We start from the raw sequence: 25,770 nt of genomic DNA, 5'->3' as shown, positions 1-25,770 counted from the left end.
GCTCACTGCTTCGTTCGGGGTTCGGTCGCAGCGCGCGCGTGTCTGCGCGTTGCTCGGGAGCACGCTCGGCTCCCGGAGGGTGCTCTCGCGATGAGACGTGATCTGCTCCTCTCCATCGCGCTCGCGGCCGTCGCGCTGTCGAGCGTCGTTCCCGTGACCGCTGCCTTTCCTTCCGTCGCGCGCGCGCAGACCGAGACGTGCGTGATGCTCCCATCGCCCTCGACGACCGCGCCCGAGAGCGCGCGCGAGCAGGTGCAGGCGATCGTCACCGAGGAGCTGCGCGAGCACGGCAACGTCGTGCTCGGCCCGCGTGACGCGCAGCTGCGCATGATGGGACAGTCGGTGCGCGACTGCGCGGCCATCGACTGCGCGGCGGCGGTGAATCGCTTCCTCGGGACGGGGTTCGCGGTGCTCACCGAGATCGCGTGGGTCGGCGGGCGGATCACGATGGTGAACGTCGCGCTGATCGGCCTCGAGGACGGCGAGTCGGTGGGCGGACAGGCAGAGGTCGTCGCGGGTGACGTCGCGGCTGCGACGCGCGCGGCGTTCACCGCGGCGTGGGATCGCTGGGCCGCTGCGCAGCAGGGCTACATCGTCGTGACCACGACGCCGCCCGGCGCGTTCGTGGAGCTCGACGGTGCGTCGCTCGGTCGGTCGCCGATCCGCCGGCTCACGCGCTCGGGCGTGCACACGCTGCGCGCGACGCTCGAAGGATATCGCTCGGTGACGCGCGAGATCACGATCGACCGCCACGAAGAGCGCGAGATCGCGATCACGCTGACGCCCGGTGAGGGCGAGGACCCGACGCACGGCGGCGGTGGCAGCGCAGCGGGCGACGTCATCGGTGGCGAGCAGCAGACGACGCTGCCGCCCGTCGAGACGCGCGACGAGCCGCACTGGTCGAACTTCCTGATCGGCGGCGGACTGATCGCGGCGGGCCTCGGCGCGCTGATCTCGCCGGTGTGGACGCTCGCGGTCGAGGGCGACGCGTGGGGCGACGAGGGCACGGAGTACGTCAGCTTCGGCGCGCAGAGCGGCGTGCTGATGGGCGTCGGCATCGCGGCGATCGTCGGTGGCGCGGTGGTGATGATCGTGCAGCCGGTGACGACCACCGTGACGGTGTCGCCGACGAGCGCGGGAATCCAGGTCTCCGGTCGTTTCTGAGAGCACGGGAGTCGAACGAATGAGTCGCTTCTCTCATCTCGCTTGGTTCGTGCTCGCGGCGGCGATGCTCGCGGGTTGCCCCGAGACGACGAGCTGCCCCGAGGGACAGCGGTACTTCGGCGCGGAGTGCGTCCCCGGACTCGACGGTGGCCACGACGGCGCGCAGGAACCGATCGACGCGGGGCCCGACGCCGGCCCGTGCGCGGGTGAGTGCGATCTCGACCACTGCGACGTCTCGAGCGGACGTTGTCTCGAGTGCCTCGGTGACGACGAGTGCACGAATGCGAGCGCGCCTGTCTGCAGCGTCGGCGAGTGCGGCGATTGCACGACGGACGATCAGTGCTCGCGACTCGGGCTGCACGAATGTCACGAAGGCGGGTGTGTCGACTGCACGCCCGAGACCGAAGAGGCGGTCTGCCCGCCTGCGTTCGTGTGTGACCCGGCAGACGGGAGCTGCTCCGAGACCGCCGTGCGCGGCATGGTGGGCGCGTGCGGCGCGTGCATCGCGGACAGCCACTGCGGCGAAGGATTCGACTGCGTCCCGATGAACTACATGGGAACGCCGCGCGACGGCGGCTATTGCCTCCGTCGCCTGTCGCTCGGCTGCTCGCGGCCGTACAGCGTTCCGATTGCGGGCCGCAGGACGCTCTCGGGCAAGACCGGCGAGATGTACTGCGGAATCGACGAGGCGGTCACGACTTGCGAGGCAGTGCTCGTGTTCGGCGAGGACTGTCCCTCTGGGCTCGCAACCGACTGCACGTCGGCTCCGGGCGCGGTCTGCGGGACCGTCGCCGGGATCGCCAACACGTGCACGTATGCCTGCGCCGACAACCTGCAGTGCCCGATGCTCCGCACCTGCCCGGATGCGTCGGACTACTGTGGAGGACCGAGCTGACCTGAGCCGCCAATGCGGTTGGTTGACTTCGCGTCGGGACAGGCGCACGCAACGACGCGTTCGTCAGCAACTAGGAGGCTCAGATGGTTCGGAAAACAAGGCTCACGCGACTCGTCACTGCGATTGCGGCGTTCACGCTGTTCGTATCGATCCCCGGTTCAGTGCACGCAGCCGTCGGCTACATCTGCCGCGTCAGCTATCGGAACTCGAACACGCACCCCGCGTTCGGGCAAGCTGGTAGCCTCTTCGTCGAGACGTACTCGCAGCCCAACTGCGGGGGCACGTCCGTCGAGGGCGCGTATCTCTGCTCCAGCGGTGGCAACCCCGAGTGGTGCGGCCCCGCGCAGTACCACATGAACGGCGACGAAATCCGCACGCTCCTGCTCGCGCTGCAGGCACACGCGGCATCAGCGGGGCGGGTATCGCTCACCACGGCACGAACGGACCCCGGCGGGGTCGTGTACGTTCGACACGTCTCGTTCCTCGGGAATTGAGGAAGGGCAGTCCGTCCCGCGCCAGCACCGGGTCGGACTGCCCTGCGTCGGGCGATGGAGGCGCGCGTCGACGCGCCTTCCGATCAGCTCACTTCTTCTTGCCCTTCTTCTTGCCGCCGGCCTTGCCCGGAGGACGACCACGGCGCTTCGGAGCGGCCTCGCCGCCCTCGCTCGCGCTCGCCGACGCGCCGCCCTCGCCCGGGTAGTACTTCGTCGCGCGCTTCTCGCCCTCGGTGCGCACCGCGCCGCGCTGCACGAGCTTCTTCATCGGACGCGCCAGCTCCGCCGTCGCGAAGCCGATCGCCTTGCCGATCGCCTCGATTCCCTGACCGGGATTCGTGCGCACGAAATTCTCGAGCGAGCCCTCGAGCTGCGCGAGCTCGTCGGCAGTCCGCTTCTCACCCTTCTTGCGCGACTTCGCCGCGCGCGCCTTCGCCGACGGCGCCGCGACGGCGGCTGCCGCGCCATTGCCGGCCGCCGACTTCGGAGGACGGCCCGGACCACGGCGCACCGGAGCGCCACCGGTGCCCAGCGCGCTGGCCACCGCGTCCAGCGCCTGCTTGCGCACGAGCTCGTTCAGCTCGGATACGAACTTCTCGATGCGGGCTTCGATCTCTTGCGTAAGGCTCATCTGCGCTCCGTTCCGTCGTCGCGACTCCGAGCTCGATTCGGCTGCTCTCGGCAATACGCCCCGTCGATACCGGTCGTCCGTCGGCCGACGAGAGGAGAGAGTGGCCGCCCTGCTCGAAGGGTTGTTCGTGAGTGAGCGAATCGCGACGATTTCCCAAGTATTCGATTCGAGAGTGCTTGTCAATGTGCCAGCGTAGGAGTCGTGTGAGACTGAAAGCCCGTTCCGGCCACGCTATCCTCGCCTCATGCGTTTCCTGCACACGATGCTGCGCGTTCGAGATCTCGACGTTGCATTGGATTTCTTCGTCACCAAGCTCGGTCTGCACGTACTCCGGCGCACCGACCACGAAGCGGGGAGATTCACGCTCGTGTTCCTCGCGACCGGCGCGGAGCACGACTCCGCGCAGATCGAGCTGACGCACAATTGGGATCAGGAAGAGCCCTATCCGACGGGGCGCTTCTTCGGACATCTCGCGTTCGAGGTCGACGACATCCACGCGACGTGCGCGCGCCTGCGCGACTCCGGAGTCGTCATCCATCGTCCGCCGCGCGATGGTCGGACGGCCTTCGTGAAGTCGCCCGACGGCCACTCCGTCGAGCTCCTGCAGCGCGGAGGCGCGCTGGCGCCGATCGAGCCGTGGAAGTCGATGTCGAACGTCGGTGAGTGGTGACATGCCCGAGATCGTCTCGAACGGACTGACGCTCCACTACGACACGTTCGGCGACTCGCGCGATCCCGCCGTGCTCCTCGTGATGGGGCTCGGGACGCAGATGATCGCGTGGCGCACCGAGTTCTGCGAGTCGCTCGCGTCGCTCGGTCTCCACGTCATTCGATTCGACAATCGCGACGTCGGGCTCTCGACGAAGATCCACGGCGCGCCCGTGCCCTCGATCGCGCGCACGCTCCTGCTCCGCACGTGGGGCGCAGCGCGGCCGGCATATACGCTCTCCGACATGGCGCGCGACGCCGTCGGCGTGCTCGACGGGCTCGCGATCCGCGCGGCGCACGTGGTCGGAGTGTCGATGGGCGGGATGATCGCGCAGACGCTCGCCATCGAGCATCGCAGTCGGACTCTCTCGCTCACGTCGATCATGTCGAGCCCGGGCGACTACCGACTGCCGCCTCCGACGCAGGCCGCACGCGCGATGCTGCTGCGCCCGGTGCCTCGGACGCGCGATCAGGCGCTCGATCAGGTCGTCGAGCTGTTCCGCGTGATCGGCAGTCCGAAGCACTTCGACGAGGCACGCATTCGCGCGCGCGCCGCGGAGTCGTACGACCGCTCGAGCTATCGCCTCGGCACGGCGCGCCAGCTCGATGCGATCCTCTCGTCACCGCCGCGCTCACCCGCGCTGCGAACGCTGGAGATCGCCGCGACCGTCGTGCACGGCGCGCTCGATCCGCTGGTGCCCATCGCACACGGTCGCGCCACCGCATCGGCGATCCCGGGCGCCGATCTGCGCGTCATCGACGACCTCGCGCACGACCTGCCCGAGGCGCACTGGCCCGCGCTGATCGACGCGATCTCCAAGACGATCGAGCGCGCCGCCTGACCCGCAGGCGACGCGCTCGTGCTCGAGCTTCGGAGTCGATCACTCGAACATCGCCCGCCGGTCCCTACCGTCCGCGCGCCGGGCGCGCGCCCGGCAAGGAGTCAGCCCGGCAGACGCTTGCGCGTCGTCCAGAACTCGGCGACCGCGCCCACGCGATCCGGGCCCTTCGCCGACTCCTCGTCCGCACCGACCACGAGGAAGCCGATCGCGTCCTCGCGCCCGAGGCGCACCTGCAGCTTCGCGAGATCGGCCGGCGAGAGCGTGCCCTCGCGCACCAGCACGATCACACGATCCGCGAGGCGCGCCGCGCGGCGCAGCGTCGGCCCCTCCATCGCACCGGTCCACGCGAGCGCGACGGCCTGCTCGTGCGGCGCGCGCGACTCGGTCGCGTCGAGCGCGCGGTGCTTCGGCGGTCGCGCGTCGAGCATCGTCGCGCGCCCGGCCTCGGGATCGACGTCGCCGAGGATGCGCATCGCGAGCATGAGCACCGCGTCCTGCTTCGCCGGCGCCTCCGCGCGCACCTCGAACGGCTGCGGCGCGCCGCGACCATCGTCGACGGTGCCGCTGACGTGGATCGTGCGCTGCTCCGCGCTCGCCTCGGCCGGCGGGCGCGTCCAGACCGCGGCCGCCGTGCGCACCGGCTCCTCGCCGACGCGCACGATGTTGCCGACGCGCACGTCCTGCCCGACCAGCACCGTCGGCGCGCTCAGGGTGAAGCGCCCGGAGATCTTCCGCGAGCGCGGCGCCTCGGGCAGCACCGGCAGCTCGGTCGACGGCTCGCTCCCGGTCGGGTTGTCCATCATCAGCTGCACGGTCGCGCGCCGCACGCGCGTCGACGGATCGCTCTCGCCGCTCGCGCTCGCCGCGTCGACCGGCGCGGGCGTCACGATCATCGGCATGGGCAGCGTCGGGCGGTGGCCCGGCACCCGCACGTCGTCGGGCAGCAGCGCGCGCGGAGGCTCGCTGCGCGGCGACTCGTCGACGTCGAGCACGCCCGCGGCGAGCCACGGCGCCTCGGCGAGCTTCGCAGCGAACTCGGTGGCGAGGTCCTTCTCGTTGGGCGTCGCGGGCACGACGAGCGTGCGGCCCGCGGCGTAGGTGCCGAGATCCTCGAGCTCGGCGACGAGCAGATCGAGCGCCTCGGGCTCGCGCGGCCACGTCGTCGTGCCGATCACCGGCGCATGGCCCCACCACGCGACCTCGGCCGCGGTCTGCGTGCGCGGCCCGCCGCGCTCGCGGAAGAACACGAGACCGAACGCGACCAGCAGCGACAGCATCGGCGGGAGCACCCACGCGAGCAGCCGGTTCTTCGACGGCAGCGGCGAGTCCGCGAGCGCGGCGCGCGCCGTGACGTGGAAGCCCGGAGGCGGATCGCCGAGACGGTCCTCCGCCTGCGCGATGTCGCGACGGAGCGCCTCGACCTGCTGCTCGCCGATGCGCACTGCCGCGAGCAGCAGGCTCGCCTGGCCCTCGAGCTCGGTCAGCTCGCGCACGCGCTCGCGCGCCTGCTCCGCGAGGCGGCGCAGCCCTTCCTCGCGCTGCGCCGAGGTCGCGCGATCCGCCGCCGCGATCGCGACGTTGCCCTCGAGCTCGTCGCGGATCGGGTTCGTCGACGTCGTCGCGTCGGTGCGCAGCGCACGCCCACCGCGACGCCGCTCCTGCTCGAGCGTCGCGACGCGCGCCTCGAGCCCCTGCACCGTCGGGTGATCCTGCGTGTAACGCGCCCTCGCGCGCGCGAGCTCGGCGCGCGCCTCGGCGAGCTCCGACTGCACGAGATCGGTGCTGCTCGCGCTCGACGTCGTCATCGCAGGGAGACGCCGCGCCTCGCGGCGCAGCACGTCCATGCGCGCGGCCGAGCTGATCGCCGCCACGCTCTCCTCGTCCGCCTCCGCGCTCAGGCGTGCGGCCTCGGTGATCGCGGCCTCCTGCTGCGCGCTGAGGTCGGTGATCCCGTGCTCCTGACGGAACGCGTCGTACTCGCTGCGTGCGTCGGCGAGCTGTTGCTCGGCCGCGGTCAGCTCGAGCCGGCGCAGGCGCGCGCGCTCGGCGAGGCGCGCGCGCTCGCTCTCGCGCCGCACGTCGAGGAACGAGTCCACCATCGCGTTCGCGAGGGCGGCCGCCCCTTCGCGCGATCCATCACGCGCGGTCACGCGGATCACGCCTGCCTGGCGATCCTCCTCCGCCTCGACGCGGCGCGCGAGCGCCTCGACGGTGCCGTCCGCCCCCACACGCGCCCGCACGGCGGCGAGCGTCGAGGGATGCATCATCAGCTCGGCGCCCTCGCTGAGCGCGTTCTGCGACGCCCAGGGGTCGGCTGGATTGGGCTCGACGTCGGCGACGACGAGCGCTTCGCTCTCCCAGGTCGAAGGAACGACGAGCATCGCGACGATGCCGCCGACGAGGAGACCGCCGAGCGCCGCGGCTCCGAGCACGCGCCATCCACGGCGCAACATCCCGAGGATCCACGAAGGATCGATGGGCGTCCCTGCGCGCTTGGGCGCTTCTCTTGTGGCCTCGTGCCTCACGGTCGCGGTCGAGAGTGCTTGCATAACCATGCCCCGCGGCAAGCTCAGCAAGAAGTGGGCAACCCTCGTTCGAGACGGCCACCGTGGTACCGTCTCGCGTGTACGGAGGGGCAGATGGCGGAGAAGACGAGCTCGGGGACCGACCGCGAGATCACACAGCGCACGATGCGTGTGGGGATGCTCGCCCTGATCGCGGCACTCTGCGTCGCCTCGATCGCGGACTGGATCCACCACGATCTGTCGACGATGTTCGTCCTGGTCATCGCGCTGATCGGCATCGGCACGCGCGGGGGCGTCCTCGACTCCGTGTTCGTCGTCGGCGTCGAGGCGGCCGCGGTCGTGATGCTCGCGGTCGCGACGTTCGCGTCGTCCGATGCGTTCCTCCACGCCGCATCGGCGACGGTCGCGGTGATCGCCATCGGGAAGATCGCGATGCTGCAGATCGTCGCGCCTGTGGCCGCCGACGGAACGAAGAAGGAGCGGCCCGCCTCCGCGCCGGAGACCGAGACCGCTCCTCCTCGGAGCGACGCTGCGTGATCACGCGTTCACGCCCGCATCGTGAGCACCCGTTCGGCGGTGCTCACTTGTTGGGCTGAGGCGTCATGCGCAGGTAGGGGCGGAGCTCCTTCCATCCCTTGGGGAACTTCTGCTTCATGACCTCCGGGTCCTTGAGCGACGGGACGATCACGACGTCGTCTCCGTCCTTCCAGTTGCCCGGGGTCGCGACCGAGTGGTTGTCGGTCAGCTGCAGCGAGTCGAGGACGCGCAGCACCTCGTCGAAGTTGCGCCCGGCGCTCGGCGGATACGTGAACGTCGCGCGGATCTTCTTCTTCGGGTCGATGAAGTAGACGGAGCGCACGGTGATCTTCGGATCGCACTCCGGATGCACCATGTCGTAGAGCTTGCTGACCTTCTGATCCCCGTCGGCGAGGATCGGATAATTCATCTTCACGCCCTGCGTGTCCTCGATGTCCTTCACCCAGCCGAGGTGCGAGTCGACCGGGTCCACGCTGAGCGCGATCACCTTCGCGTTGCGCTGCGCGAACTTGTCCTTGAGGCGCGCGACGAGGCCGAGCTCGGTGGTGCAGACCGGCGTGTAGTCGGCGGGGTGCGAGAAGAGCACGACCCACTTGTCGCCGGCCCACTCGTGGAATCGAATGCGGCCCTCGGTGGAGTCCTGCTCGAAGTCGGGCGCGGTGCTGCCGATGTGGAGACCCATCGTCGTCGTTCCTCCTGCGCGTCGAGAGATTCTCGACTTGTCCGATGTGGAAATATCGCGAGGATCCTGGATCCTCAACCATTCCAACGTCAAGAGCCGTTGGGAAAGCCTTCGAGATCGAGCTCCAGGAGCTCCGAAGGCGCGCCCGGATCGTCGCGATCGACGACGACCAGCGCGCGCTTCCCGGTGGCGCCCGGCACCCACGCGAGCCCCTCGCACTTGCCCACGAACGGCGCGCCGTCGGGCGTCGTGACGAGCGCGTAGCGCGCCTCTCCGCGCGCGTCGATCACGCCCATCGCGACGCCGACCACCACGCCGTCCTCGATGGCATCGGGCGACGCTTCCGCCGCCGCGAGGTACGCGATCGATCCGCCCGGCGCAGGGCACGCATCGGTGAACGTGAGGCGCACGTCGGACACACGACCGAGATCCCATTGCACCACGTCGCGCAGCGCCGGCACCGGGCGCGTCGGATCCGCGATCCACGCGAGCAGCGCGCGCAGATCGAGATCGCCCATCGCGTCGATCGGCACGAGGTCGCCGTGCGGCGCGCCGTTGCCGCGCTGGAAGATACGCACGCGATCCCCGCCGATGGGCGCCGCGCCCTCGATGTTCATCTCGCTCCCCGCGAACTCGATGCGCGCGCGCAGGCTCGCATAGAGCGACTGCGCCTCGACCACGCGCGCACGATCCGCGTCGCGCTCCAGCACGACGAGCCGCTCGCGCGCCGGGAGCGATCCCGAGCCCCACGCGACGAGCACCTCGCGCCCATCGCACGTGAGCACCGAGCACGCCTCGAGGTCGAGCTTCTGCTTCTTGTTGCCGCGAACGGCGTCGAACTGCCGCGCGCCGTCGACGACGTGATCGAGCGTGATCGACGACACGTGCGCGAGCGATGCGTCGAGCAGCGCGAGGAAGCTCGCATCGTCCTGCGCGATCACGAGCCGCGAGCCGAGCCACGCGAGCCCCGAGCCCGAGCGCACGTGCGCCGGTCGATCGATCGCAGGGTCCGCGCCCGCGTCGTAGAAGAGCTCGCGCCGTGTGCGCACCATCGCGCGCATCGAAGGGTCGAGCCGTGCGACGCGACGCTCCGTCATGCGCGCCCTACTCCGCCGGCATCGCGGCGAGCTCGCGCTCGTCGTGCGGCGCGGGCTCGATGCCCATGCGCCGCGTGATCAGGTCGTGCGCGACGTAGACGAGCGGCGTGAGCATCACCGCGACGATGATCTTGTAGAGATAGCTGGTCCCGAAGATGACGAGGATGTCGCTCGTCGAGCGCAGCCCCGCGAGGCACCCGAACGTGACGACGAACGTGTCGACCACCTGCGAGACCGCGGTGGAGCCGATGGCACGCAGCCAGAGGTGCTTGCTCTCCGTGATGCCCTTCACGAAGTGGAACGCGTGGATGTCGACGATCTGGCTGATCAGGTACGCGACGAGCGACGCGACGAAGAGCCGCATGCTGATCCCGAACACCGCGTCGAACGGCTCCTGACCGACCGGGCTGCCATCGGAGACCGGCAGCGTGCGCGACATGTAGATCAGCGAGAACGCGACCACGAGCATCGCCATGCCGATGCCGGTCATCATCCGCGCGCCAGGTCGGCCGTAGTACTCGTTGACGATGTCGGTCAGTAGGAACGCGATCGGGAAGGTCACGGTCCCGACCGACATCTCGAGCGCGCCGACCTGGAAGTACTTCCCGGCCACGATGTCCGCCACGAGCAAGCACGTGACGAAGAGCGCGACCAGCACGAGGAAGAGCTGGTGTCGGGTCGAGAAACGCAGCACGGAGCGAGCACGCTAGGGCGATGCGCGGCGAGGCGCAAGGACCGTGACCGCGGCCGCGTAGACCTGCTCGATCGGTGGGCTCGCTGGCCCCGCGGGGCGAACGAGCACGCGTGACTTTTCTGTGCGAAGGTACGCGCCGAGCCGGATCGGCGGGTACCGGCGTCGCGCGAGAGAGCGCGGCCGGATAGGAGTCGTCGCGGATGTTCGAGTCGTTGGAGATGCCCGTGCTCTGGGCGGGCTTCCTCGTGTTCATCGGAGCGATGGTCGCGATCGACCTCGGCGTGTTCCATCGGACGACGCGCGAGGTCACGTTCCGCGAGGCCGTCGCTTGGACGCTGGTCTGGATGACCTGCTCGGCCGTCTTCGCGGGGCTGCTGTATTTCCTCCCCGGGTTCGGCTCGCGCGCGACCGGCGAGTACCTGACGGGCTACCTGCTCGAGCTCGCGCTCTCGGTCGACAACATGTTCGTGTTCGTCGTCATCTTCAGCACCTTCGCGGTGCCGAAGGCGTACGAGCACCGCGTTCTCTTCTGGGGCATCGTCGGCGCGGTCGTCCTCCGCGGCGTGTTCATCGGGCTCGGCGCCGCGATCATCGCGCGCTTCCACTGGGTCCTCTACATCTTCGGCGTGATCCTGCTCTGGACGGGCGGGCGCCTTCTCTTCGCGGGCGGCGAGGACGAAGAGGCGGACATCGAGCAGAGCGGCGCCGTGAAGCTCGTGCGGCGCGTGCTCGGCGATCGGATGACCGACACGTATCGCAAGGACCGCTTCTTCGTGGTGGAGAACGGCAAGCGCCTCGCGACGCCGCTGCTCCTCGTGCTCTGCGTGATCGAGCTCTCCGACGTGGTGTTCGCGCTCGACTCGATCCCGGCGATCTTCGCGGTCACGACGAACCCGTTCATCGTGTTCACGTCGAACATGTTCGCGATCCTCGGGCTGCGCTCGATCTACTTCGTGCTGTCGGTGCTGCTCCCGATGTTCCGGTTCCTGAAGACCGGCGTCGCGCTCGTGCTGCTCTTCATCGCGGTGAAGATCCTGTCGATGGATCTGATCCATCTGATCGGATGGGATCACTTCCCGACGTCGATCTCGCTGACCGTCGTCGCGACGCTGCTGATCGGATCGATCGTGCTCTCGAAGCTCCTCCCCGCGCCGCCGGAAAAGGAGAAGAAGGAGCACGAGCCGAAGAACGAGGGCGAGGCGCGCGCGAGCGAGTGACGCTCACTCGCTCGTCGCAGGAGCGAGCCCGGAGCCGAGCGACGCGCGCACGATGCGACTCAGCGCGCCGCGCGCGTCGGAGTCGGGGCGCGGGATGCAGCGCACCTCCGGGCCCTCCGCGGCGCAGCGCGCCTGGGGCGGATCGTCGCCGATGCGCGCGAGGCGTGCGGCTTCTTCCTCGCTCGTCGCGCGCACCACGAGCTCCGGCGGCGGGAACAGGCGCGCGCCCATCGCGCGCAGCGGGTCCGCGAGGTAGCGCTCGACCGCGGGCCAGTCGTGGCGCGCGATCCACGCGTCGCCGCGAGCGATGCGCACCCGTCCGATGCCGAGCTCGCCTTCGAAGCGGAGCGTGCGCTCGACCGACGGCGTCGAGATCGACGTGAGCACGACGTCGATGGTGAGCGGTCCCGGCGCGAGGGCCGACTCGATCGACGCCCCGAGGCGCAGGAGCGCATCGATGGACGCACCACTACCGGCGAGCGTCGCGCGATCGGCGAGGTGCTCGAAGCGGAGCACGGGCGCGTCGTCGCCGGTGACCGCGCGCGCACCCTCGGCGAGCGTCCCGCGCACGACCACGAACACCGAGAACGGCCCGGGATCACCGCCGAGCTCGGCGAGCCAGGCGAGCGTCGCGGGGAGCGCCGCGATCGGCGCGCCGGCACCGCTCGGCATCGCGCGCAGCGGCATCGCGCGACGGGTCACCGCGCGTGCGTGCGTCCACGCGCTCTCGGCGAGCTCGTGGGTCGCGCCGGCGGCACGCAGCGCCGCGAGATCACGCGCCGCAGCGCGCGCCGTCGTGTCGTCGGGCGCGAGGCCGTCTTCGCGCATCGCGCTCGCGGCATCGTCGAGCGCGCTCGCCTCGTCGGGCGTGGCGAGCGCTCGCACGAGCGATGCGATGCGCGCCTCGCGTCTGAGGCCGCGCCACGTCTCGCGCGGAGCGGTGCCGGTCGCGAGCGCGGCGTCGATCGTCTGCGCGGCGCCCGCGGGATCGTCGAGCTCGTCGAGCTGCACACGCACCAAGCGCCGCGCGAGATCGAGGGCGTCCGCCGGACGCGTCGCGAGGTGACGCGTGGTCGCGGCAGAGAGCAACGTCGCGAGCTCGTCCGCTGCACGTCGTCGTCCCTCGCCGTGCAACCGCGCGAGGCGCTCTTCGCGCAGCTGCACCTGCTGCCGCACGAGCGGCAGGCTCTCCACGTCGACGTCGTCGAGCGCGCGCGTGCGACGCGCTTCGTCGCGGCGGCGGTACGCGGCGCGCTCGATGCGCTCGTCCTCGAGCAAGAGCTCGAGCTCGGCCCACGAGATCGCGCGGAGCGTGACGACCGTCGCGCCGCGACGATCGACGTCGATGCCGCCTTCGATCCCCGGCACGAGCCGCAGCGACTCGAGCGCGCGCATCGCGGCGCGCTCGCTCTCGAGCGCGTCCTCCACGCGCTGTCGCAGTCCGTCGTCGGTCGGCTCGAGGATGCGTCGCTGCACGCAGCCTTCGGCGCGCGCCTCCTCGCAGTCCTGTCGCGACACGTCGAGCTCGACCGCCGAGGGCCACGCGATCGCGAGATCGACACACGGCGAGCCACCCGCGCGAGCTTCGCTCGGCGCGCCGCGCTCGATCCGCAGGGTGCGCCCGTCGAGCATCGACGCGCGCGGCAGATCGCACTGGTCCGCGCGACACGGCTCGCCCTCCCAGCGCACGCGCACCGGCAGCGCGGCCTCGAGCTCCTCGCGCCGCTCGCCCTGGCCGCCCGCGAGGCTCAGCAGCGTCACGCTCTGCGCGCGACCACGCTCGTCGAGGCGGCGCGACGACGCGTACGCGACGATGCGCAGATCACGAGACCACGCGAGCACGTCGCCCTGCGACGCGTGCAGGATCAGCGGGCGACGACGATCCGCGACGAGCGAAGGTCGCGCGACCGAGCAGCGATCCGCGCTCGAGGGCAGCAGCATCGCGAGGCGCGTGGCCTCGTCCAGCGTTGCAGTCTCCTCGCGCGCGGTGGTCTCGCCGTCGTCCTGCGCTCCACCGCAGCTCGCGACGAGCGCGAGCGCGGCTCCGAGCACGGCACGGACGACGCGGACCACGAACGAACAGAGTAGGACGCGGAGGGAGCCGTCGCGAGCCCCTCCGCGTCCTCGTCACTCACACGTCGTAGCCGGGGAAGAACCAGCCGATCTCGAACTTCGCCGTGTCCGGGCCGTCCGAGCCGTGCGTCGCGTTCTCGCCGACGTTCGCGCCGTAGAGCTTGCGCACCGTGCCCTCCGCGGCCTTCGCCGGGTCGGTCGCGCCCATCAGCTCGCGCCACTTCGCGATCGCGTTCTCGCCCTCGAGCACCATCACGACGCACGGCCCGCGCGTCATGAACTCGACGAGCTCGCCGAAGAACGGACGCGCCTTGTGCACGTGATAGAAGCCCTCCGCGATCGGACGGCTCATGTGCATCATGCGCAGCGCGCGGATCTTGAGCCCGTTCTTCTCGATGAGCGCGAGGATCGCGCCGATGTGATTCTTCTCGACCGCGTCGGGCTTCACGATCGCGAACGTCTTCTCGGTGGCCATGGTGAGCTCGTTCTCCTTGATTTTCGGCGCCGCCTATAGCGCAAAAGCAACACTGCGGCTCGTGCAAAAGCAACGAAGCGTCCCGTCGTAAATCGACGGGACGCTTCGTGTGTGTGAGCAGCTGAATCGGGAATCAGCTCACAGGAGCGACTTCAGCGTCGCGCCCATGTCGCTCGGAGTCGGCGCGATCTTCACGCCGGCCTCGATGAGCGCCTTCTGCTTCTCCGCCGCCGTGCCCTTGCCGCCGCTGATCACGGCGCCCGCGTGGCCCATGCGCTTGCCCGGCGGCGCGGTCACGCCCGCGATGAACCCGGCGACCGGCTTCTTGAAGTGCTTCTTGATGTACTCGGCCGCGCGCTCTTCCGCGCTGCCGCCGATCTCGCCGATCAGGATCACGCCGTGCGTGTCGGGATCCGCGTTGAACATCTCGAGCACGTCGACGAAGTCGGTGCCGTTCACCGGGTCGCCGCCGATGCCCACCGCCGTGCTCTGACCGAGCCCGAGCGACGTGAGCTGGTGCACCGCCTCGTACGTCAGCGTGCCCGACTTCGAGACGACGCCGATGTGGCCGGGGCGGTGGATGTGGCCCGGCATGATGCCGATCTTGCACGCGCCCGGCGTGATGATTCCCGGGCAATTCGGGCCGATCAGGCGCGTCTTCGTCTGCGAGTCGAGGACGCGGCGCACCTTCAGCATGTCGGTGACCGGGATGCCCTCGGTGATGCAGACGACGAGGTCGACGCCCGCGTCGATCGCCTCGAGGATCGAGTCCGCCGCGAACGGCGGCGGCACGAAGATCAGCGAGCAGTTGGCGCCGGTCTTCTCGACCGCGTCGACCATCGTGTCGAAGACGGGCGCCTTCTTGCCGCTGGTCTTGCCCTCGAACGTCGTGCCGCCCTTCCCGGGCGTCACGCCGCCGACGATCTTCGTCCCGTAGGCCATGCACATGTCGGCGTGGAATCCACCCGCCGAGCCCGTGATGCCCTGAACGACGACGCGCGTGTTCTCTCCGACGAGAATCGCCATGAATCAGCCCTTCCCTGCGAGCGCGACGATCTTCTGCGCGCCGTCCTTCATGTCGTTCGCAGGCGTGATCGCGAGGCCCGACTCCTCGAGCATCTTGCGACCGAGCTCCACGTTCGTGCCCTCGAGGCGCACGACGAGCGGCACCTTCAGACCGACCGCCTTCGTCGCGGCGATGACGCCCGCGGCGATGACGTCGCACTTCATGATCCCGCCGAAGATGTTGACGAAGATCCCGCGGACGCTCGGGTCCTTGGTGATGATCGTGAACGCCTCGGTGACCTGCTCCTTCGTCGCGCCGCCGCCGACGTCGAGGAAGTTCGCGGGCTGACCGCCGAAGTGCTTGATGATGTCCATCGTCGACATCGCGAGGCCCGCGCCGTTGACGAGACAGCCGATGTTGCCGTCGAGCGCGACGTAGCTGAGACCGGCCTGCTTCGCCGCCGTCTCGACCGCGTTCTCCTCGCTCGCGTCGCGGAGGTCTTCCCACTCCTTGTGCCGGAAGCTCGCGTTCTCGTCGAAGTTCACCTTCGCATCGAGCGCGACCGCGGTTCCGTCCTTCAGCACGCAGAACGGATTGACCTCGACCATCGAGCAATCCTCGGCGACGAACATCTCGTAGAGCTTGCCCGCCATCGCCGAGAACTGGTTGAGCGTCTTGCCGCTCAGACCGAGCGCGAACCCGATCTTGCGCGCCTGATAGGGCATCAGGCCGGTCGCCGGATCGATCCACACCTTGAGGATCTTCTCGGGCGTCTCTTCGGCGACCTTCTCGATCTCGACGCCGCCTTCCGTGCTCGCCATGAAGAGCACGCGGCGCACTTCGCGATCCACGAGCATCGCCATGTAGATCTCGCGCTCGATCGCGAGGCCCTGCTCGACGTAGAGGCGCTGCACGACCTTGCCCTTCGGGCCGGTCTGCGGCGTTACGAGCGTCGCGCCGAGGAGCGCCTTCGCCGCCTCTTCGGCCGCGGCAGCGCCCTTCACGACCTTCACGCCGCCCGCCTTGCCGCGACCACCTGCGTGGATCTGCGCCTTGACGACGACGACCTCGTTGCCGGTGTCGCTGATGAGCTGCTTCGCCGCGGCCGCCGCCTCGGGCACGGTGAACGCGGGAATGCCCTTCGGCGTGGGGACGCCGTAGCGCTGGAAGATCTGCTTTCCCTGATACTCGTGGATGTTCATCAGAGCTTCGCCGAGTCGTTGATGAGCCCGCGGACCGCCTCGGCGCTCTTGTCGAGCATCGCCTTCTCTTCGGCGCTGAGCGCGATCTGCACGACCTTCTCCACGCCCTTGCCGCCGACGATCACCGGCACGCCCATGTAGAGGTCCTTGTAGCCGTACTCGCCGTCGAGATAGGTCGCGCAGGCAAGGAGGCGCTTCTGGTCCTTGAGGTAGCTCTCCGCCATCGCGATCGCGCCCGCCGCCGGCGCGGTGTACGCGCTCGTGCCCATGAGCTTCACGATCTCGCCGCCGCCGTTGCGCGTGCGGTCGATGATCGCGTCGAGCTTGTCCTTCGCGACGAGCTGCGTGACCGGGATGCCGTTGATCGTGCAGGCGCTGAGCACCGGCACCATCGTGTCGCCGTGGCCGCCGAGGACGAGCGTGCGCACTTCCTTCACGCTCGCGCCCGCCGCCTCGGCGATGAAGCACTGGAAGCGCGCCGAGTCGAGCACGCCCGCCATGCCGACCACGCGCTCCTTCGGGAAGCCCGTGACCTTCTTCATCTCGTAGACCATCGCGTCCAGCGGGTTCGAGATGACGACGACGAACGCGTGCGGCGCGTGCTCCTTGATGCCGGCCGCGACGCTGCGGATGATCTTGAGGTTGATCGAGAGGAGATCGTCGCGGCTCATCCCGGGCTTGCGCGGAACGCCGGCGGTGACGATCACGACGTCCGAGCCCGCGATGTCCTTGTAGTCCGCGGTGCCCGAGACCTTCGAGTCGAAGCCGTCGAGCGCGCCCGTCTGCATGATGTCGAGCGCCTTGCCCTTCGCGACGCCCTCCTTCTCCGGGATGTCGAGGAGGACGGCGTCACCGAGCTCGCGGCGCGCGACGAGCATCGCGAGCTCGCCACCGATGTTGCCCGCACCGATGATCGCAATCTTGTTCCGCTTGGCCATTCTGAAGCTCCTCTCGACTCTCTCGGATCAGCCCATGTGCTTGATGATCGCGTCTCCGAACTCGGAGCACTTGATCTGCTTCGCGCCCTCCATGAGACGGGCGAAGTCGTAGGTGACCGTCTTCGCCGTGATGGCGCCCTCGACACCCTTGATGATCAGGTCGGAGACCTCGTTCCAGCCCATGTGGCGGAACATCATCTCGCCGCTGAGGATCACGCTCGACGGATTGACCATGTCCTTGTCGGCGTACTTCGGCGCAGTGCCGTGCGTCGCCTCGAAGATCGCGTGGCCCGTCACGTAGTTCGCGTTGCCGCCGGGCGCGATGCCGATGCCGCCGACCTGCGCCGCGAGCGCGTCACTCAGGTAGTCGCCGTTCAGGTTGAGCGTGGCGATGACGTCGAACTCGGTCGGACGCGTCAGCACCTGCTGCAGCGTGATGTCGGCGATCGAGTCCTTGATGACGATCTTGCCCGCCGCGATCGCCGCCTTCTGCTCGGCGTTCGCCGCGTCCTCGCCCTTCGCTTCCTTGGTGCGCTCCCACTGGTCCCAGGTGTAGACCTGGTCGCCGAATTCCTTCTCCGCGAGGGCGTAACCCCAGTTCCGGAAGGCGCCCTCCGTGAACTTCATGATGTTGCCCTTGTGGACGAGATTGACGCTCTTGCGCTTGTTCTCGACCGCGTACTTGATCGAGGCGCGCACGAGGCGCTCGGTGCCTTCCTTCGAGACCGGCTTGATGCCGATGCCGCTGCTCTCGGGGAAGCGGATCTTCGAGTAGGCCTTCGGGAACTGCTCCTTGAGGAGCGAGAGGAACTTCTGGTTCTCCGGCGTGCCCGCCTCGAACTCGATGCCGGCGTAGATGTCCTCCGTGTTCTCGCGGAAGATCACCATGTCGACGTCCTGCGGGCGCTTCACCGGCGAGGGCACGCCCTCGAACCAGCGCACCGGGCGCAGACACACGTAGAGATCGAGGAGCTGGCGCAGCGCGACGTTGAGCGAGCGGATGCCGCCGCCGATCGGCGTGGTCAGCGGGCCCTTGATGCCGACGAGGTACTTCTTGAAGTCCTCGATGGTCTGGTCGGGCAGCCAGTTGTTGAACTTCGTGAACGCCTTCTCGCCCGCGTAGACCTCGTGCCAGACGATCTTGCGCTTGCCGCCGTAGGCCTTCTCCACGGCCGCGTCGAAGACGCGCACGCTCGCCTTCCAGATGTCGCGACCGGTTCCGTCGCCTTCGATGAACGGGATGATCGGGTCGTTCGGGACGTTCAGCGTGCCGTCCTTCGACATCGTGATCGCAGTGCCGTGCGTGGGCGCAGTCATCGGAGTCCTCCTCGGGGATGCTGTCGTCGCGTCGCGGCGCCCGCGTGAGGGCGGCGCGGCGAGCGTGAGCGCGTGATGGCGCGCGCGCCTGGGCCGGCGCGCGGGCCGCCCTTGTACCACGAACCAGGCCGCCGATCGTGCGACCCGGAGCGCGCGCCCCCGAGGCTTGGCCCCGATTGTGAGCGCTGTCACGCGAGACCACGATTCTTCTCGCGTTTCCGGAGTGTTTCGCGTGGTCGCCTACCCTCGCGGATGGTAGCGGCGGTGCATCGAGGAGAGGTGCTCGCCGGTGACGTGCGTGTAGACCTGGGTGGTCGTCACGTCGGCGTGCCCGAGCATCGTCTGCACCGCGCGCAGGTCCGCGCCGCCGAGCAGCAGGTGCGTCGCGAACGAGTGCCGCAGCTTGTGCGGGCTGATCGGGCGCGAGATGCCCGCGGCGAGCGCCCAGTGACGCACGCGCGCGAAGAAGTTCTGGCGCGTCATCGGCGTGCCGAGCTCGGTCACGAAGAGGAAGCGCGACGAGTCCGCGGCCCAGCGCCCGCGGACCTCGCTCTTCCAGCGCTCGATGCGGCGGCGCGCGGGCGTGCCGAGCGGGACGATGCGTCGCTTGCGCCCCTTGCCGAACGCTTGGACGAAGCCGGTCTCGAGGTTCACGTCGCCGAGCTCGAGGCGCACGAGCTCGCTCACGCGCAGGCCCGCGGCGTACATCGTGTGGAGCATCGCGGCGTCGCGGATACCGAGCGGCGTGTCGTCGAGATCGGGCGCGCCGAGGAGCGCGAGGATCTCGTCCTTCGAGAGCACGACGGGGAGCTTGCGCGGCAGGCGCGGTGAGTCGACGAGCTCGGTGGGATCGCGCGCGACGTGCTTCTCGGAGAGCAGCCACTTGTAGAGGCCGCGCAGCGACGAGAGATATCGGGCCTGCGAGCGCGCCGAGAGCTCGGACTTCGAGAGCGCGTAGAGGAACCCACTGATCGCGGCGCCGTCCGCGCTCGCGACGTCGAGCGACTCGGACTCGAGGTGTCGCGCGTAGCGCGAGAGATCGGTCGCGTACGCCTGGATCGTCGCGGCGCCGAGCCCGCGCTCGACCTTCAGATGCGTGAGATACGCGTCGACGAGCAGGTCGCTCTCGGACATCGCGCGGATCGTCGCACGCACGCCGACTCGAGAAGAAGAATTGAACCACGGAGGGCCGCAGAGGACCGCAGAGAGATTTCGTTCTCCTCCGCGGCCCTCCGCGGCCCGCTGCGGTGAATTCTCTCCTGCCTCACGGCTCCGGCGGCGGTACCTTCCGACCCGCATGATCGAGATCACGCTGCACGGCCGCGGACCGAACACGATGTCGCTCGCGATGCTCGAGTCGTTCGAGCGCTCGCTGGATCAGGCGCACGAAGAGCCGCTGATGATCACCGGCGCGGGCGATGCGTTCTCCGCAGGCCTCGATCTCGACGAGCTGCGCGTCGCCGATGCCGCGCACGTGACGAAGCTGCTGATCACGATGGAGCGCGTGGTGCGGAAGCTCTTCCTGCACCCCGCGCCGACGATCGCGAAGGTGAACGGACACGCCGTCGCGGGTGGATGTCTCGTCGTGCAGTGCTGCGACTGGCGCGTGTGCGCCGACGATCCGAGCGTGCGCATCGGGATGACCGGCGTCGCGATCGGGCTCACCTACCCGCCCTTCGTGCCTGCGGTGTTCGCGCAGCGCGTGCCGCCGCCGCACGTCGAGACCGTGCTGCTCGGTGCGGATCGATACGCGCCGACCGACGCGCTGCGGCTCGGATTGGTCGATGAGCTCGCGCCGCGTGAGCGCCTCCACGAGGTCGCGCGCGCTCGGCTCGATGCGCGCGCGAAGCTGCCGCGCCACGCGTACGGCTCGACCAAGCGCGCGCTGCGCGAGCTCGCGTACGCCGTAGCGGAAACGCAACGCGAGCGTTTCGAAAACGAAGTGCTGCCCGCGTGGACGGGCAAGCTCGCCGGGCGCGCTCAGTAGTACTGATCGACCGAGATGTAGAAGCCGAACGGCGGACGATCGTCGCACGCGCCGTTCGCGAACGCGCACGGCGGATCACCCTCGATCCACCGCCCGAACGGAACGCCGAAGTCGAGCGCGAGCACGCCCGGCTGGATCCCCGCGTACTCGTAGTGGACGCGCAGCCCGACGCCCGCTTCCGCAGCACCGACGACGTCGCGACCGTCGCTCGTTCCGAGCACCGTGCCCGCGCCGAGCCACCACGCGAGCTGGAGCTCGCGCGCCCAGATGCCGTGGAAGACGTTCCACGCGAGGTCGGTCACCGCGGTGAACCGATGCTCCGCGACACCGTAGACGACGCTCGTCCCGAGCAGCTCGTCGTTCGCGTATCCGCGCAGCCCGTATCGCCCACCGATCGACTGTCGATTGGCATCCACGACGGGATTGATCGACACGCCCGCGTGCCCGACGAGCACGATCGCGTGGAGGTTGCCGATCCCGATCGTGCCCGAGAATCGCGCGCTGATCCGGCCCGTCGCGCCGAACGTGCCGTCGTCGAGGAACGTGGCAGTCGCCTGTCCCTGCACCAGCACCGACAGGCCCTCTCGCCAGTCGTAGAGATAACTGCGCGTGTCGAGATAGAGCGAGAGATCCGCGTCCGCCGCCCAACCGCCCGGCACGTCGGGGCCGCCGAAGCCCTGGTGCACGTTGTAGAAGCCGACGCCTCCGCCGACCGTCACCGAGCGACGATTCGTATGCACCTTGGGCCCGACGCCCTGCAGATATCGAATCCGTCCTCCGGTGCGCGCAGCCGTTCGCAACAGGCGCAGATTGAACGTGTGCTCGAGATCGTATCGCTGCCTCAGCACGACATCGATCAAGCCGGTCACGTTGCCTTCGCTCGCGAGGATCTCGAACGCGAACCCGGTGAACACCGGAGGACGCCACGGTTGATCGGTCGCGTCGTCGGCGCGCGGATGTCCGTCGGCGATCGCCGCGCTCTGGGGCACGCGCTGTCTCGGATCGATCGTGACCGAGCGCCGCTCGGCGTCGGTCTCGATCACGACCTCACCGCGCTCGCCCGGCGCGTCCCACACGCCGATCGTGCGCGCGCCCGTCGCGTCCTCGACCTCCACCTCCACCGGCTCGACTCGGCTCGCGCCCTCGCGGAGCACCTCGATCACGTGGCGCCATCGACCGTCGGGCAAGCGCTCCGAGCGCATCGCGCCGAGCCGGTAGTTCGTCTCGAGGCGCGGCGTGTCGAGCCACGTTTGGAGGCGCAGCAGCGCCGCCGGATCGACGCGCTCGAGCGCGGCGCGGACCGAGCGACGACCGTTCGCGATCATCGCGACGAAGCGCTCGAAGGCGCGCGGCTCGAGCACGTCGCGCGCGCTCTCGAGCAGACGCAGCCCGCGCGCGTGGGGCACGCGCGCACGGCTCGGCTCGTCGCGATACGGATCGGGCTCGTCGATCGCCGAGAAGTACACGTCCTCGAACGCGATCTGCGGCGCGTAGAGCAGCTGATCGATCGCGGGATGGAACGCGAACGCGGAGAGCAGCTGCTGCGGCGTACGCGCCTGCGACGAGCGACGCACCTCGTCGAGCTCGAGCAGCACGACGCCGCGCAGATCCTCGGTCCACCCGCGATCCGCGACGGGATCGATCGCATCCGCGATCGGCTGCGCGAGCAACGCCAGGATCGCGCGACGCAGCGCGCGCAGATGGAACGCTTGCACCACGTCGACCGGGAACACCTGCGCGAAGCGGTCGGACACGATCACCGCGCCCGGTGCCGTCGCGGCGAGCTCGGTGCGCGTGGGCACGTCGAGCAGATCGATGCGCGCCGGCACCGCGATCCCGAGCCAGCGCGCCGTCGCGATCGCGGGCTCGAGCGCTTGCCGCATCAGAGCCACGCGATCGACCGCGACGAGATCCGCGAGGCCCTCGGCGCCGCGCACCTCACGGCCCGGCGCGACATAGATCGGCTCGAACGAGGTCCAGGCCACGGCGACGCCCGCGACGCGCCCGGTCCACCGATGCAAGCGCGACGCGAGCAGCGCAGGCACGTACGGCACCTCGCGCTCGACGCTCGTTCGCGTGCGCGCGACCTGCCCCGCGAGCCACAGCTCGCCGTCGTCGAGATCGACCGACACGCGATGCGGGACGACGAAGCGCCATCCGTCGTCCTCGCCGACGACCAGCGGGTACCACGGCCCCGCGAGCGCGACCGTGCCTCCGTCGCGCCCGAGCCGACCGAAGCGCGCGGGCACGCGGAGCCGCATCGCGATCACGATCTCGATCGTGCGCTCCGCTCCGCTCGCGATCGGCACGACGAGATCACCACCACGCGCGTCGCGCCCGCGATCACCGCCCTCCTCGCGATGCCATCGCGGCTCGATCTCCGCGCCGTCGATCGTCACGCGATCGATCGCGACCTCGCCGTGCTCCACGTCGCCCGGATACAGCCATCGCCAGGTGCGCTCACCGAGCGCGCGCGGCGCCACCGACAAGCGATCGGCGTACACCCAGAGGCGCACCTCGGGCTCGCCGTCCTCGACGCGCACCCTCACGCGCTCCTCGATCGTGATCGCGCCTGCGTCGCGATCGACGCGCGCGCTCACCTCGTAGCGCTCTGGTTCCGCGGCCTCGGCGATCGTCGCGCTCCACACGAGCATCGCGATCGCGACGAACCACGTGCATCGCGGCGTGCGTGGTGCGAGGCTGGTCGTGCGCAGATGAACCAACTGGATCTCGTCTGGCCCGGCGTGGTGGTCGTGCTCTCGGTGGCGGGAGCGATCGTCGTGCGTGTGGTGGCGGCGCAGGCGGAGCGCGCCACGAGGGCACGTCATCGCCGTGTCATCGACGAGGTGTGGCACGAACGTCGTGGTGCTGCCGATCGCGAACGTGCGAGCGAGACCTCGACGAGCGCGCAGGATTCGTCGGCGAACGCGAGCGCACCGCAGCGATGATGCTTGACGTTCGACGACCGGTGGAACCAAGGTTGCTAAGATCGCGAAGGCCTCGAACGAGGCTCTCGCGTCAGAGGTCTCCGAGACGGAGCGCTGGAGCCCTCGTTGCGACCGAACGCGCGTCGCGTGCGCAGCACGGACGCGTGCTTCGGATCCGTCCACCCCATCCCCCCGGAGGAAACGCATGGGACGTCTGATCGGGTACATGGCGAACCGGACGGACCGCCTGGCGGACGCGCTCACCGAGGAGAGGGTCGCCGTCGGCCCTGCGTCCGACATCGATGCCGACGCGTGGGGCATCGGCTTCTATCAGGGCGGCGAGGTCCTGCACAAGAAGCGGCCACGGTCGGATCGTGACCGCGAGTCGCTCTCGTGGAGCGAGGTCGCGGGGAACGTGCGCAGCGATTGCGCCGTCATCCACTTCCGCACCGCGACCGTCGGCGACTACCGCTCCGAGAACACGCATCCGTTCCGGATGCGCCAGTGGCTCTTCGCGCACAACGGCACGGTCAGCGGCTTCGACGCGGTGCGCGAGGCGATGCTCGAGCCGATGCCCGACTTCCTGCAGCGGAACATCCGCGGCACGACCGACAGCGAGCACGTCTTCCACGCGCTGCTCTCGTTCCTCCACGACCGCGGCCAGCTCGACAACCCCGACATCGACTCGAAGATCGTGCTCGGCGCGATCCGCTCGACGATCGCGCTGGTCGATCGCCTGGTCTCGGAGATCGGCGCGCCGCCGGCGACGCTCGGCTTCGTGCTCACGAACGGCCGCCAGATGTACGCGGTGCGTCGCGGCGGCCCGATGCACTTCGTCGAGCGCGATCTGCTCGGCGAAGCGCGTAGCCCGGCGAGCACGTTCCGGTACGTGATGGTCGCGAGCAACGGGCCCGAGGCGCCGCCCGACTGGCGTGCGCTCAAGGAGGGTCAGGCGCTCGTGATCGGGCGTGATCTCTCGACGTCGATGGTCGATCTCTGAGCGCTGTGTGGACTGGCTCGCGGACTGATCGCCGCGATCCTTTTCACCACGGCGCCCGAAAAGCGCGCCGGTTCGTGGAGCGATGCCCCCGAATCGTGATAGGACCTCGCTGACATGAGCTCGACACCGCGCGTCGCCTTCGTGGGCTCGGGAGGAGCGACCAAGGGCATCGCCCACCTGGGCGTGCTCAAGGCGATGGAGGAGCTCGGCCTCGCGCCAGACGTCTTCGTCGGCGCGAGCACGGGCGCGATCGCGGGCGCGTTCTTCGCGGAAGGCTTCACCGCGGATCAGATGGTCGACTGGCTCCGTCCGTTCTGGGTCCGCAACGACAAGGACGGAGCGCTCAAGGGCCGCTACTTCCTCGGCGCGCCCAACAAGGATCAGTGGCGCTCGCCGGGATGGCTCACGAGCGGGCTCTTCTCGATCGATCGCTTCGAGCGCTTCCTGCGCGATCGGCTGCCGGTCAACGACTTCCGCAAGCTCACGCGCCCGCTGCTCGTGACCGCGACCGACGTCGACGGGCGCGGGCGCGTGGTGTTCGGCAAGGGCTACCTCGACGACGTTCCGATCAGCCAGGCCGTCGCGGCGAGCTCGTGCGTGCCGGTGCTGTTCCGGCCGTATCGCATCGGCGATCGCTACTACATGGACGGCGAGCTGGTGCGCACGCTCTCGATCGATCTCGCGGTCGAGGCGGGCGCGGACGTCGTCGTGATCTCGAACGTGTACCGACCGCACGTGACGCGCCCCGGCGAGACCTCGCTGGTGCACGGCGGCGTCGGCGCGATGATCCGGCAGACCGCGAACGTGATCCTGAGCGAGAAGGAGAAGCGCGGGATCGACCTGATCCATCGCCTCTATCCGCACCTCACGATCCTGAACGTGTCGGCGGACCTCGGGCGCTATTCGTTCCTCGATCGCGGCAACGCGCGACACCTGCTCCAGCGCGGCTATCGCGAGGCGCTCAAGGTGCTCGCGGCCGCGAAGCAGCGCGGCGTGTTCGACGTGCGCTCGAACGTGCGCACGATCGGCAAGGCCTAGGCGGTCTCGCTCGCGATCCAGGCGAGATAGCCGTCGGATCCGCGGGTGACCGGGAGCGCGACGATCTCCGGCGTCTCGTACGGATGATTCGCGAGCACGTGATCGCGCACGCGCTCGAACAGCGATGCGCGCGTCTTGATCAGGCACTGCGCCTCGGCGTCGATCTGCACCTCGCCCTTCCAGCGATAGATCGAGCGCAGGCCGGGGATCACGTTCACGCACGCGGCGAGGCGCGCTTCGACCAGCGAGCGCCCGAGCGTCTCGCCCACTTCGACGCTCGGCACGGTGCAGAGGATCACGATCGCGTCGTCGCTCATGCGC

The 25,770-nt window shown here is 69.5% G+C and carries 24 protein-coding genes; 10 read left to right on the top strand and 14 right to left on the bottom strand.

Annotated features, from left to right (window positions below; translation table 11 throughout):
- Positions 1 to 90 precede the first annotated feature (90 nt).
- The 3 genes from DB32_RS18075 (at position 91) to DB32_RS18065 (ending at position 2,553) form a co-directional block, all read left to right on the top strand.
- Positions 91 to 1,164 (top strand): PEGA domain-containing protein, encoded by a 1,074-nt coding sequence (locus DB32_RS18075; RefSeq protein WP_053233709.1) that lies wholly within the window; start codon positions 91 to 93, stop codon positions 1,162 to 1,164.
- A 19-nt stretch (positions 1,165 to 1,183) separates the two neighbouring features.
- Positions 1,184 to 2,059, top strand: a complete 876-nt coding sequence (locus DB32_RS18070; protein ID WP_053233708.1) for a hypothetical protein — start codon at positions 1,184 to 1,186, stop codon at positions 2,057 to 2,059.
- Between the two features lie 83 nt (positions 2,060 to 2,142).
- Positions 2,143 to 2,553, top strand: coding sequence for a hypothetical protein (locus DB32_RS18065; protein WP_157069139.1), 411 nt, complete (start codon positions 2,143 to 2,145; stop codon positions 2,551 to 2,553).
- An 88-nt stretch (positions 2,554 to 2,641) separates the two neighbouring features.
- On the opposite strand, the gene DB32_RS18060 is transcribed toward DB32_RS18065, so the two are convergent.
- Positions 2,642 to 3,184 (bottom strand): hypothetical protein, encoded by a 543-nt coding sequence (locus DB32_RS18060; protein WP_053233706.1) that lies wholly within the window; start codon positions 3,182 to 3,184, stop codon positions 2,642 to 2,644.
- Between the two features lie 244 nt (positions 3,185 to 3,428).
- Here DB32_RS18060 and DB32_RS18055 point away from each other — a divergent pair, with 244 nt between their 5' ends.
- Positions 3,429 to 3,854, top strand: coding sequence for a VOC family protein (locus DB32_RS18055; RefSeq protein ID WP_053233705.1), 426 nt, complete (start codon positions 3,429 to 3,431; stop codon positions 3,852 to 3,854).
- A gap of 1 nt (position 3,855) precedes the next feature.
- Entirely contained in the window at positions 3,856 to 4,734 is an 879-nt protein-coding gene (locus tag DB32_RS18050) for an alpha/beta fold hydrolase (RefSeq protein ID WP_053233704.1), read from the top strand.
- A gap of 101 nt (positions 4,735 to 4,835) precedes the next feature.
- Here DB32_RS18050 and DB32_RS18045 read toward each other — a convergent pair whose 3' ends face one another.
- On the bottom strand, positions 4,836 to 7,289 hold the full coding sequence (locus DB32_RS18045) for a GumC domain-containing protein (protein ID WP_157069138.1): 2,454 nt from the start codon (positions 7,287 to 7,289) through the stop codon (positions 4,836 to 4,838).
- 84 nt (positions 7,290 to 7,373) lie between these two features.
- On the opposite strand from DB32_RS18045, the gene DB32_RS18040 reads away from it, so the two are divergent.
- Positions 7,374 to 7,796 carry a hypothetical protein gene (locus DB32_RS18040; RefSeq protein WP_053233702.1) on the top strand — a complete coding sequence of 141 codons (423 nt, stop codon included), beginning with the start codon at positions 7,374 to 7,376 and terminating at the stop codon, positions 7,794 to 7,796.
- Positions 7,797 to 7,839: 43 nt separating this feature from the next.
- On the opposite strand, the gene DB32_RS18035 is transcribed toward DB32_RS18040, so the two are convergent.
- The 3 genes from DB32_RS18035 to DB32_RS18025 form a co-directional block, all read right to left on the bottom strand.
- The gene (locus tag DB32_RS18035) at positions 7,840 to 8,478 is read right to left on the bottom strand and encodes a peroxiredoxin (RefSeq protein ID WP_053233701.1); all 639 of its coding nucleotides are present in this window, start codon (positions 8,476 to 8,478) and stop codon (positions 7,840 to 7,842) included.
- Positions 8,479 to 8,567: 89 nt separating this feature from the next.
- Complete coding sequence (locus DB32_RS18030) at positions 8,568 to 9,575, bottom strand: DUF6929 family protein (protein ID WP_053233700.1); 1,008 nt, start codon at positions 9,573 to 9,575, stop codon at positions 8,568 to 8,570.
- 7 nt (positions 9,576 to 9,582) lie between these two features.
- Positions 9,583 to 10,269, bottom strand: coding sequence for a queuosine precursor transporter (locus DB32_RS18025; RefSeq protein ID WP_053233699.1), 687 nt, complete (start codon positions 10,267 to 10,269; stop codon positions 9,583 to 9,585).
- A gap of 200 nt (positions 10,270 to 10,469) precedes the next feature.
- On the opposite strand from DB32_RS18025, the gene DB32_RS18020 reads away from it, so the two are divergent.
- Positions 10,470 to 11,486 carry a TerC family protein gene (locus DB32_RS18020; protein WP_075097548.1) on the top strand — a complete coding sequence of 339 codons (1,017 nt, stop codon included), beginning with the start codon at positions 10,470 to 10,472 and terminating at the stop codon, positions 11,484 to 11,486.
- A gap of 3 nt (positions 11,487 to 11,489) precedes the next feature.
- Here DB32_RS18020 and DB32_RS18015 read toward each other — a convergent pair whose 3' ends face one another.
- The 7 genes from DB32_RS18015 to xerD all read right to left on the bottom strand — a co-directional run bounded on the left by DB32_RS18015 (position 11,490) and on the right by xerD (position 19,631).
- Complete coding sequence (locus DB32_RS18015) at positions 11,490 to 13,559, bottom strand: hypothetical protein (RefSeq protein WP_053233698.1); 2,070 nt, start codon at positions 13,557 to 13,559, stop codon at positions 11,490 to 11,492.
- Between the two features lie 58 nt (positions 13,560 to 13,617).
- The gene (gene ndk / locus DB32_RS18010; RefSeq protein ID WP_053233697.1) at positions 13,618 to 14,034 is read right to left on the bottom strand and encodes a nucleoside-diphosphate kinase; all 417 of its coding nucleotides are present in this window, start codon (positions 14,032 to 14,034) and stop codon (positions 13,618 to 13,620) included.
- Between the two features lie 138 nt (positions 14,035 to 14,172).
- Entirely contained in the window at positions 14,173 to 15,060 is an 888-nt protein-coding gene (gene sucD, locus DB32_RS18005; protein WP_053233696.1) for a succinate--CoA ligase subunit alpha, read from the bottom strand.
- A 3-nt stretch (positions 15,061 to 15,063) separates the two neighbouring features.
- The gene (gene sucC, locus DB32_RS18000) at positions 15,064 to 16,242 is read right to left on the bottom strand and encodes an ADP-forming succinate--CoA ligase subunit beta (RefSeq protein WP_053233695.1); all 1,179 of its coding nucleotides are present in this window, start codon (positions 16,240 to 16,242) and stop codon (positions 15,064 to 15,066) included.
- The gene (mdh, locus tag DB32_RS17995; protein WP_053233694.1) at positions 16,242 to 17,180 is read right to left on the bottom strand and encodes a malate dehydrogenase; all 939 of its coding nucleotides are present in this window, start codon (positions 17,178 to 17,180) and stop codon (positions 16,242 to 16,244) included. Before mdh ends, sucC begins: the two co-directional genes overlap by 1 nt.
- A gap of 27 nt (positions 17,181 to 17,207) precedes the next feature.
- Positions 17,208 to 18,497: an NADP-dependent isocitrate dehydrogenase gene (gene icd / locus DB32_RS17990; RefSeq protein ID WP_053233693.1), complete on the bottom strand. Its 1,290-nt coding sequence runs from the start codon at positions 18,495 to 18,497 to the stop codon at positions 17,208 to 17,210.
- Positions 18,498 to 18,737: 240 nt separating this feature from the next.
- A complete protein-coding gene (gene xerD / locus DB32_RS17985; RefSeq protein WP_053238854.1) occupies positions 18,738 to 19,631 on the bottom strand; it encodes a site-specific tyrosine recombinase XerD in 894 nt (297 codons plus the stop codon).
- A 163-nt stretch (positions 19,632 to 19,794) separates the two neighbouring features.
- Here xerD and DB32_RS17980 point away from each other — a divergent pair, with 163 nt between their 5' ends.
- Positions 19,795 to 20,484, top strand: coding sequence for an enoyl-CoA hydratase/isomerase family protein (locus DB32_RS17980; protein WP_053233692.1), 690 nt, complete (start codon positions 19,795 to 19,797; stop codon positions 20,482 to 20,484).
- On the opposite strand, the gene DB32_RS17975 is transcribed toward DB32_RS17980, so the two are convergent.
- The gene (locus DB32_RS17975) at positions 20,478 to 23,462 is read right to left on the bottom strand and encodes a hypothetical protein (protein ID WP_157069137.1); all 2,985 of its coding nucleotides are present in this window, start codon (positions 23,460 to 23,462) and stop codon (positions 20,478 to 20,480) included. The two genes, DB32_RS17980 and DB32_RS17975, sit on opposite strands and share 7 nt — an antisense overlap.
- Before the next feature lie 154 nt (positions 23,463 to 23,616).
- Here DB32_RS17975 and DB32_RS17965 point away from each other — a divergent pair, with 154 nt between their 5' ends.
- Together DB32_RS17965 and DB32_RS17960 are read left to right on the top strand one after the other, a co-directional pair.
- On the top strand, positions 23,617 to 24,411 hold the full coding sequence (locus tag DB32_RS17965; RefSeq protein ID WP_083457457.1) for a class II glutamine amidotransferase: 795 nt from the start codon (positions 23,617 to 23,619) through the stop codon (positions 24,409 to 24,411).
- Positions 24,412 to 24,525: 114 nt separating this feature from the next.
- Positions 24,526 to 25,449 (top strand): patatin-like phospholipase family protein, encoded by a 924-nt coding sequence (locus DB32_RS17960; RefSeq protein ID WP_053233688.1) that lies wholly within the window; start codon positions 24,526 to 24,528, stop codon positions 25,447 to 25,449.
- Here DB32_RS17960 and cutA read toward each other — a convergent pair.
- Entirely contained in the window at positions 25,446 to 25,766 is a 321-nt protein-coding gene (cutA, locus tag DB32_RS17955; RefSeq protein ID WP_053233687.1) for a divalent-cation tolerance protein CutA, read from the bottom strand. The two genes, DB32_RS17960 and cutA, sit on opposite strands and share 4 nt — an antisense overlap.
- Between the last annotated feature and the right edge of the window lie 4 nt (positions 25,767 to 25,770).

Source organism: Sandaracinus amylolyticus, from assembly GCF_000737325.1.
In the GTDB taxonomy this organism is placed as follows: Bacteria; Myxococcota_A; Polyangia; order Polyangiales; family Sandaracinaceae; genus Sandaracinus; species Sandaracinus amylolyticus.
The sequence above is the reverse complement of the archived record's forward strand: the minus strand, read 5'-3'. Positions and strand labels throughout refer to the sequence as shown.

What these genes read in the sequence shown, in the direction of transcription:
- DB32_RS18075 (WP_053233709.1), top strand. Translation starts at nt 91, where the DNA reads ATGAGACGTGATCTGCTCCTCTCCATCGCGCTCGCGGCCGTCGCGCTG.
- DB32_RS18070 (WP_053233708.1), top strand. Translation starts at nt 1,184, where the DNA reads ATGAGTCGCTTCTCTCATCTCGCTTGGTTCGTGCTCGCGGCGGCGATG.
- DB32_RS18065 (WP_157069139.1), top strand. Translation starts at nt 2,143, where the DNA reads ATGGTTCGGAAAACAAGGCTCACGCGACTCGTCACTGCGATTGCGGCG.
- DB32_RS18060 (WP_053233706.1), bottom strand. Translation starts at nt 3,184, where the DNA reads ATGAGCCTTACGCAAGAGATCGAAGCCCGCATCGAGAAGTTCGTATCC.
- DB32_RS18055 (WP_053233705.1), top strand. Translation starts at nt 3,429, where the DNA reads ATGCGTTTCCTGCACACGATGCTGCGCGTTCGAGATCTCGACGTTGCA.
- DB32_RS18050 (WP_053233704.1), top strand. Translation starts at nt 3,856, where the DNA reads ATGCCCGAGATCGTCTCGAACGGACTGACGCTCCACTACGACACGTTC.
- DB32_RS18045 (WP_157069138.1), bottom strand. Translation starts at nt 7,289, where the DNA reads ATGGTTATGCAAGCACTCTCGACCGCGACCGTGAGGCACGAGGCCACA.
- DB32_RS18040 (WP_053233702.1), top strand. Translation starts at nt 7,374, where the DNA reads ATGGCGGAGAAGACGAGCTCGGGGACCGACCGCGAGATCACACAGCGC.
- DB32_RS18035 (WP_053233701.1), bottom strand. Translation starts at nt 8,478, where the DNA reads ATGGGTCTCCACATCGGCAGCACCGCGCCCGACTTCGAGCAGGACTCC.
- DB32_RS18030 (WP_053233700.1), bottom strand. Translation starts at nt 9,575, where the DNA reads ATGACGGAGCGTCGCGTCGCACGGCTCGACCCTTCGATGCGCGCGATG.
- DB32_RS18020 (WP_075097548.1), top strand. Translation starts at nt 10,470, where the DNA reads ATGTTCGAGTCGTTGGAGATGCCCGTGCTCTGGGCGGGCTTCCTCGTG.
- ndk (WP_053233697.1), bottom strand. Translation starts at nt 14,034, where the DNA reads ATGGCCACCGAGAAGACGTTCGCGATCGTGAAGCCCGACGCGGTCGAG.
- sucD (WP_053233696.1), bottom strand. Translation starts at nt 15,060, where the DNA reads ATGGCGATTCTCGTCGGAGAGAACACGCGCGTCGTCGTTCAGGGCATC.
- sucC (WP_053233695.1), bottom strand. Translation starts at nt 16,242, where the DNA reads ATGAACATCCACGAGTATCAGGGAAAGCAGATCTTCCAGCGCTACGGC.
- mdh (WP_053233694.1), bottom strand. Translation starts at nt 17,180, where the DNA reads ATGGCCAAGCGGAACAAGATTGCGATCATCGGTGCGGGCAACATCGGT.
- icd (WP_053233693.1), bottom strand. Translation starts at nt 18,497, where the DNA reads ATGACTGCGCCCACGCACGGCACTGCGATCACGATGTCGAAGGACGGC.
- xerD (WP_053238854.1), bottom strand. Translation starts at nt 19,631, where the DNA reads ATGTCCGAGAGCGACCTGCTCGTCGACGCGTATCTCACGCATCTGAAG.
- DB32_RS17980 (WP_053233692.1), top strand. Translation starts at nt 19,795, where the DNA reads ATGATCGAGATCACGCTGCACGGCCGCGGACCGAACACGATGTCGCTC.
- DB32_RS17965 (WP_083457457.1), top strand. Translation starts at nt 23,617, where the DNA reads ATGGGACGTCTGATCGGGTACATGGCGAACCGGACGGACCGCCTGGCG.
- DB32_RS17960 (WP_053233688.1), top strand. Translation starts at nt 24,526, where the DNA reads ATGAGCTCGACACCGCGCGTCGCCTTCGTGGGCTCGGGAGGAGCGACC.
- cutA (WP_053233687.1), bottom strand. Translation starts at nt 25,766, where the DNA reads ATGAGCGACGACGCGATCGTGATCCTCTGCACCGTGCCGAGCGTCGAA.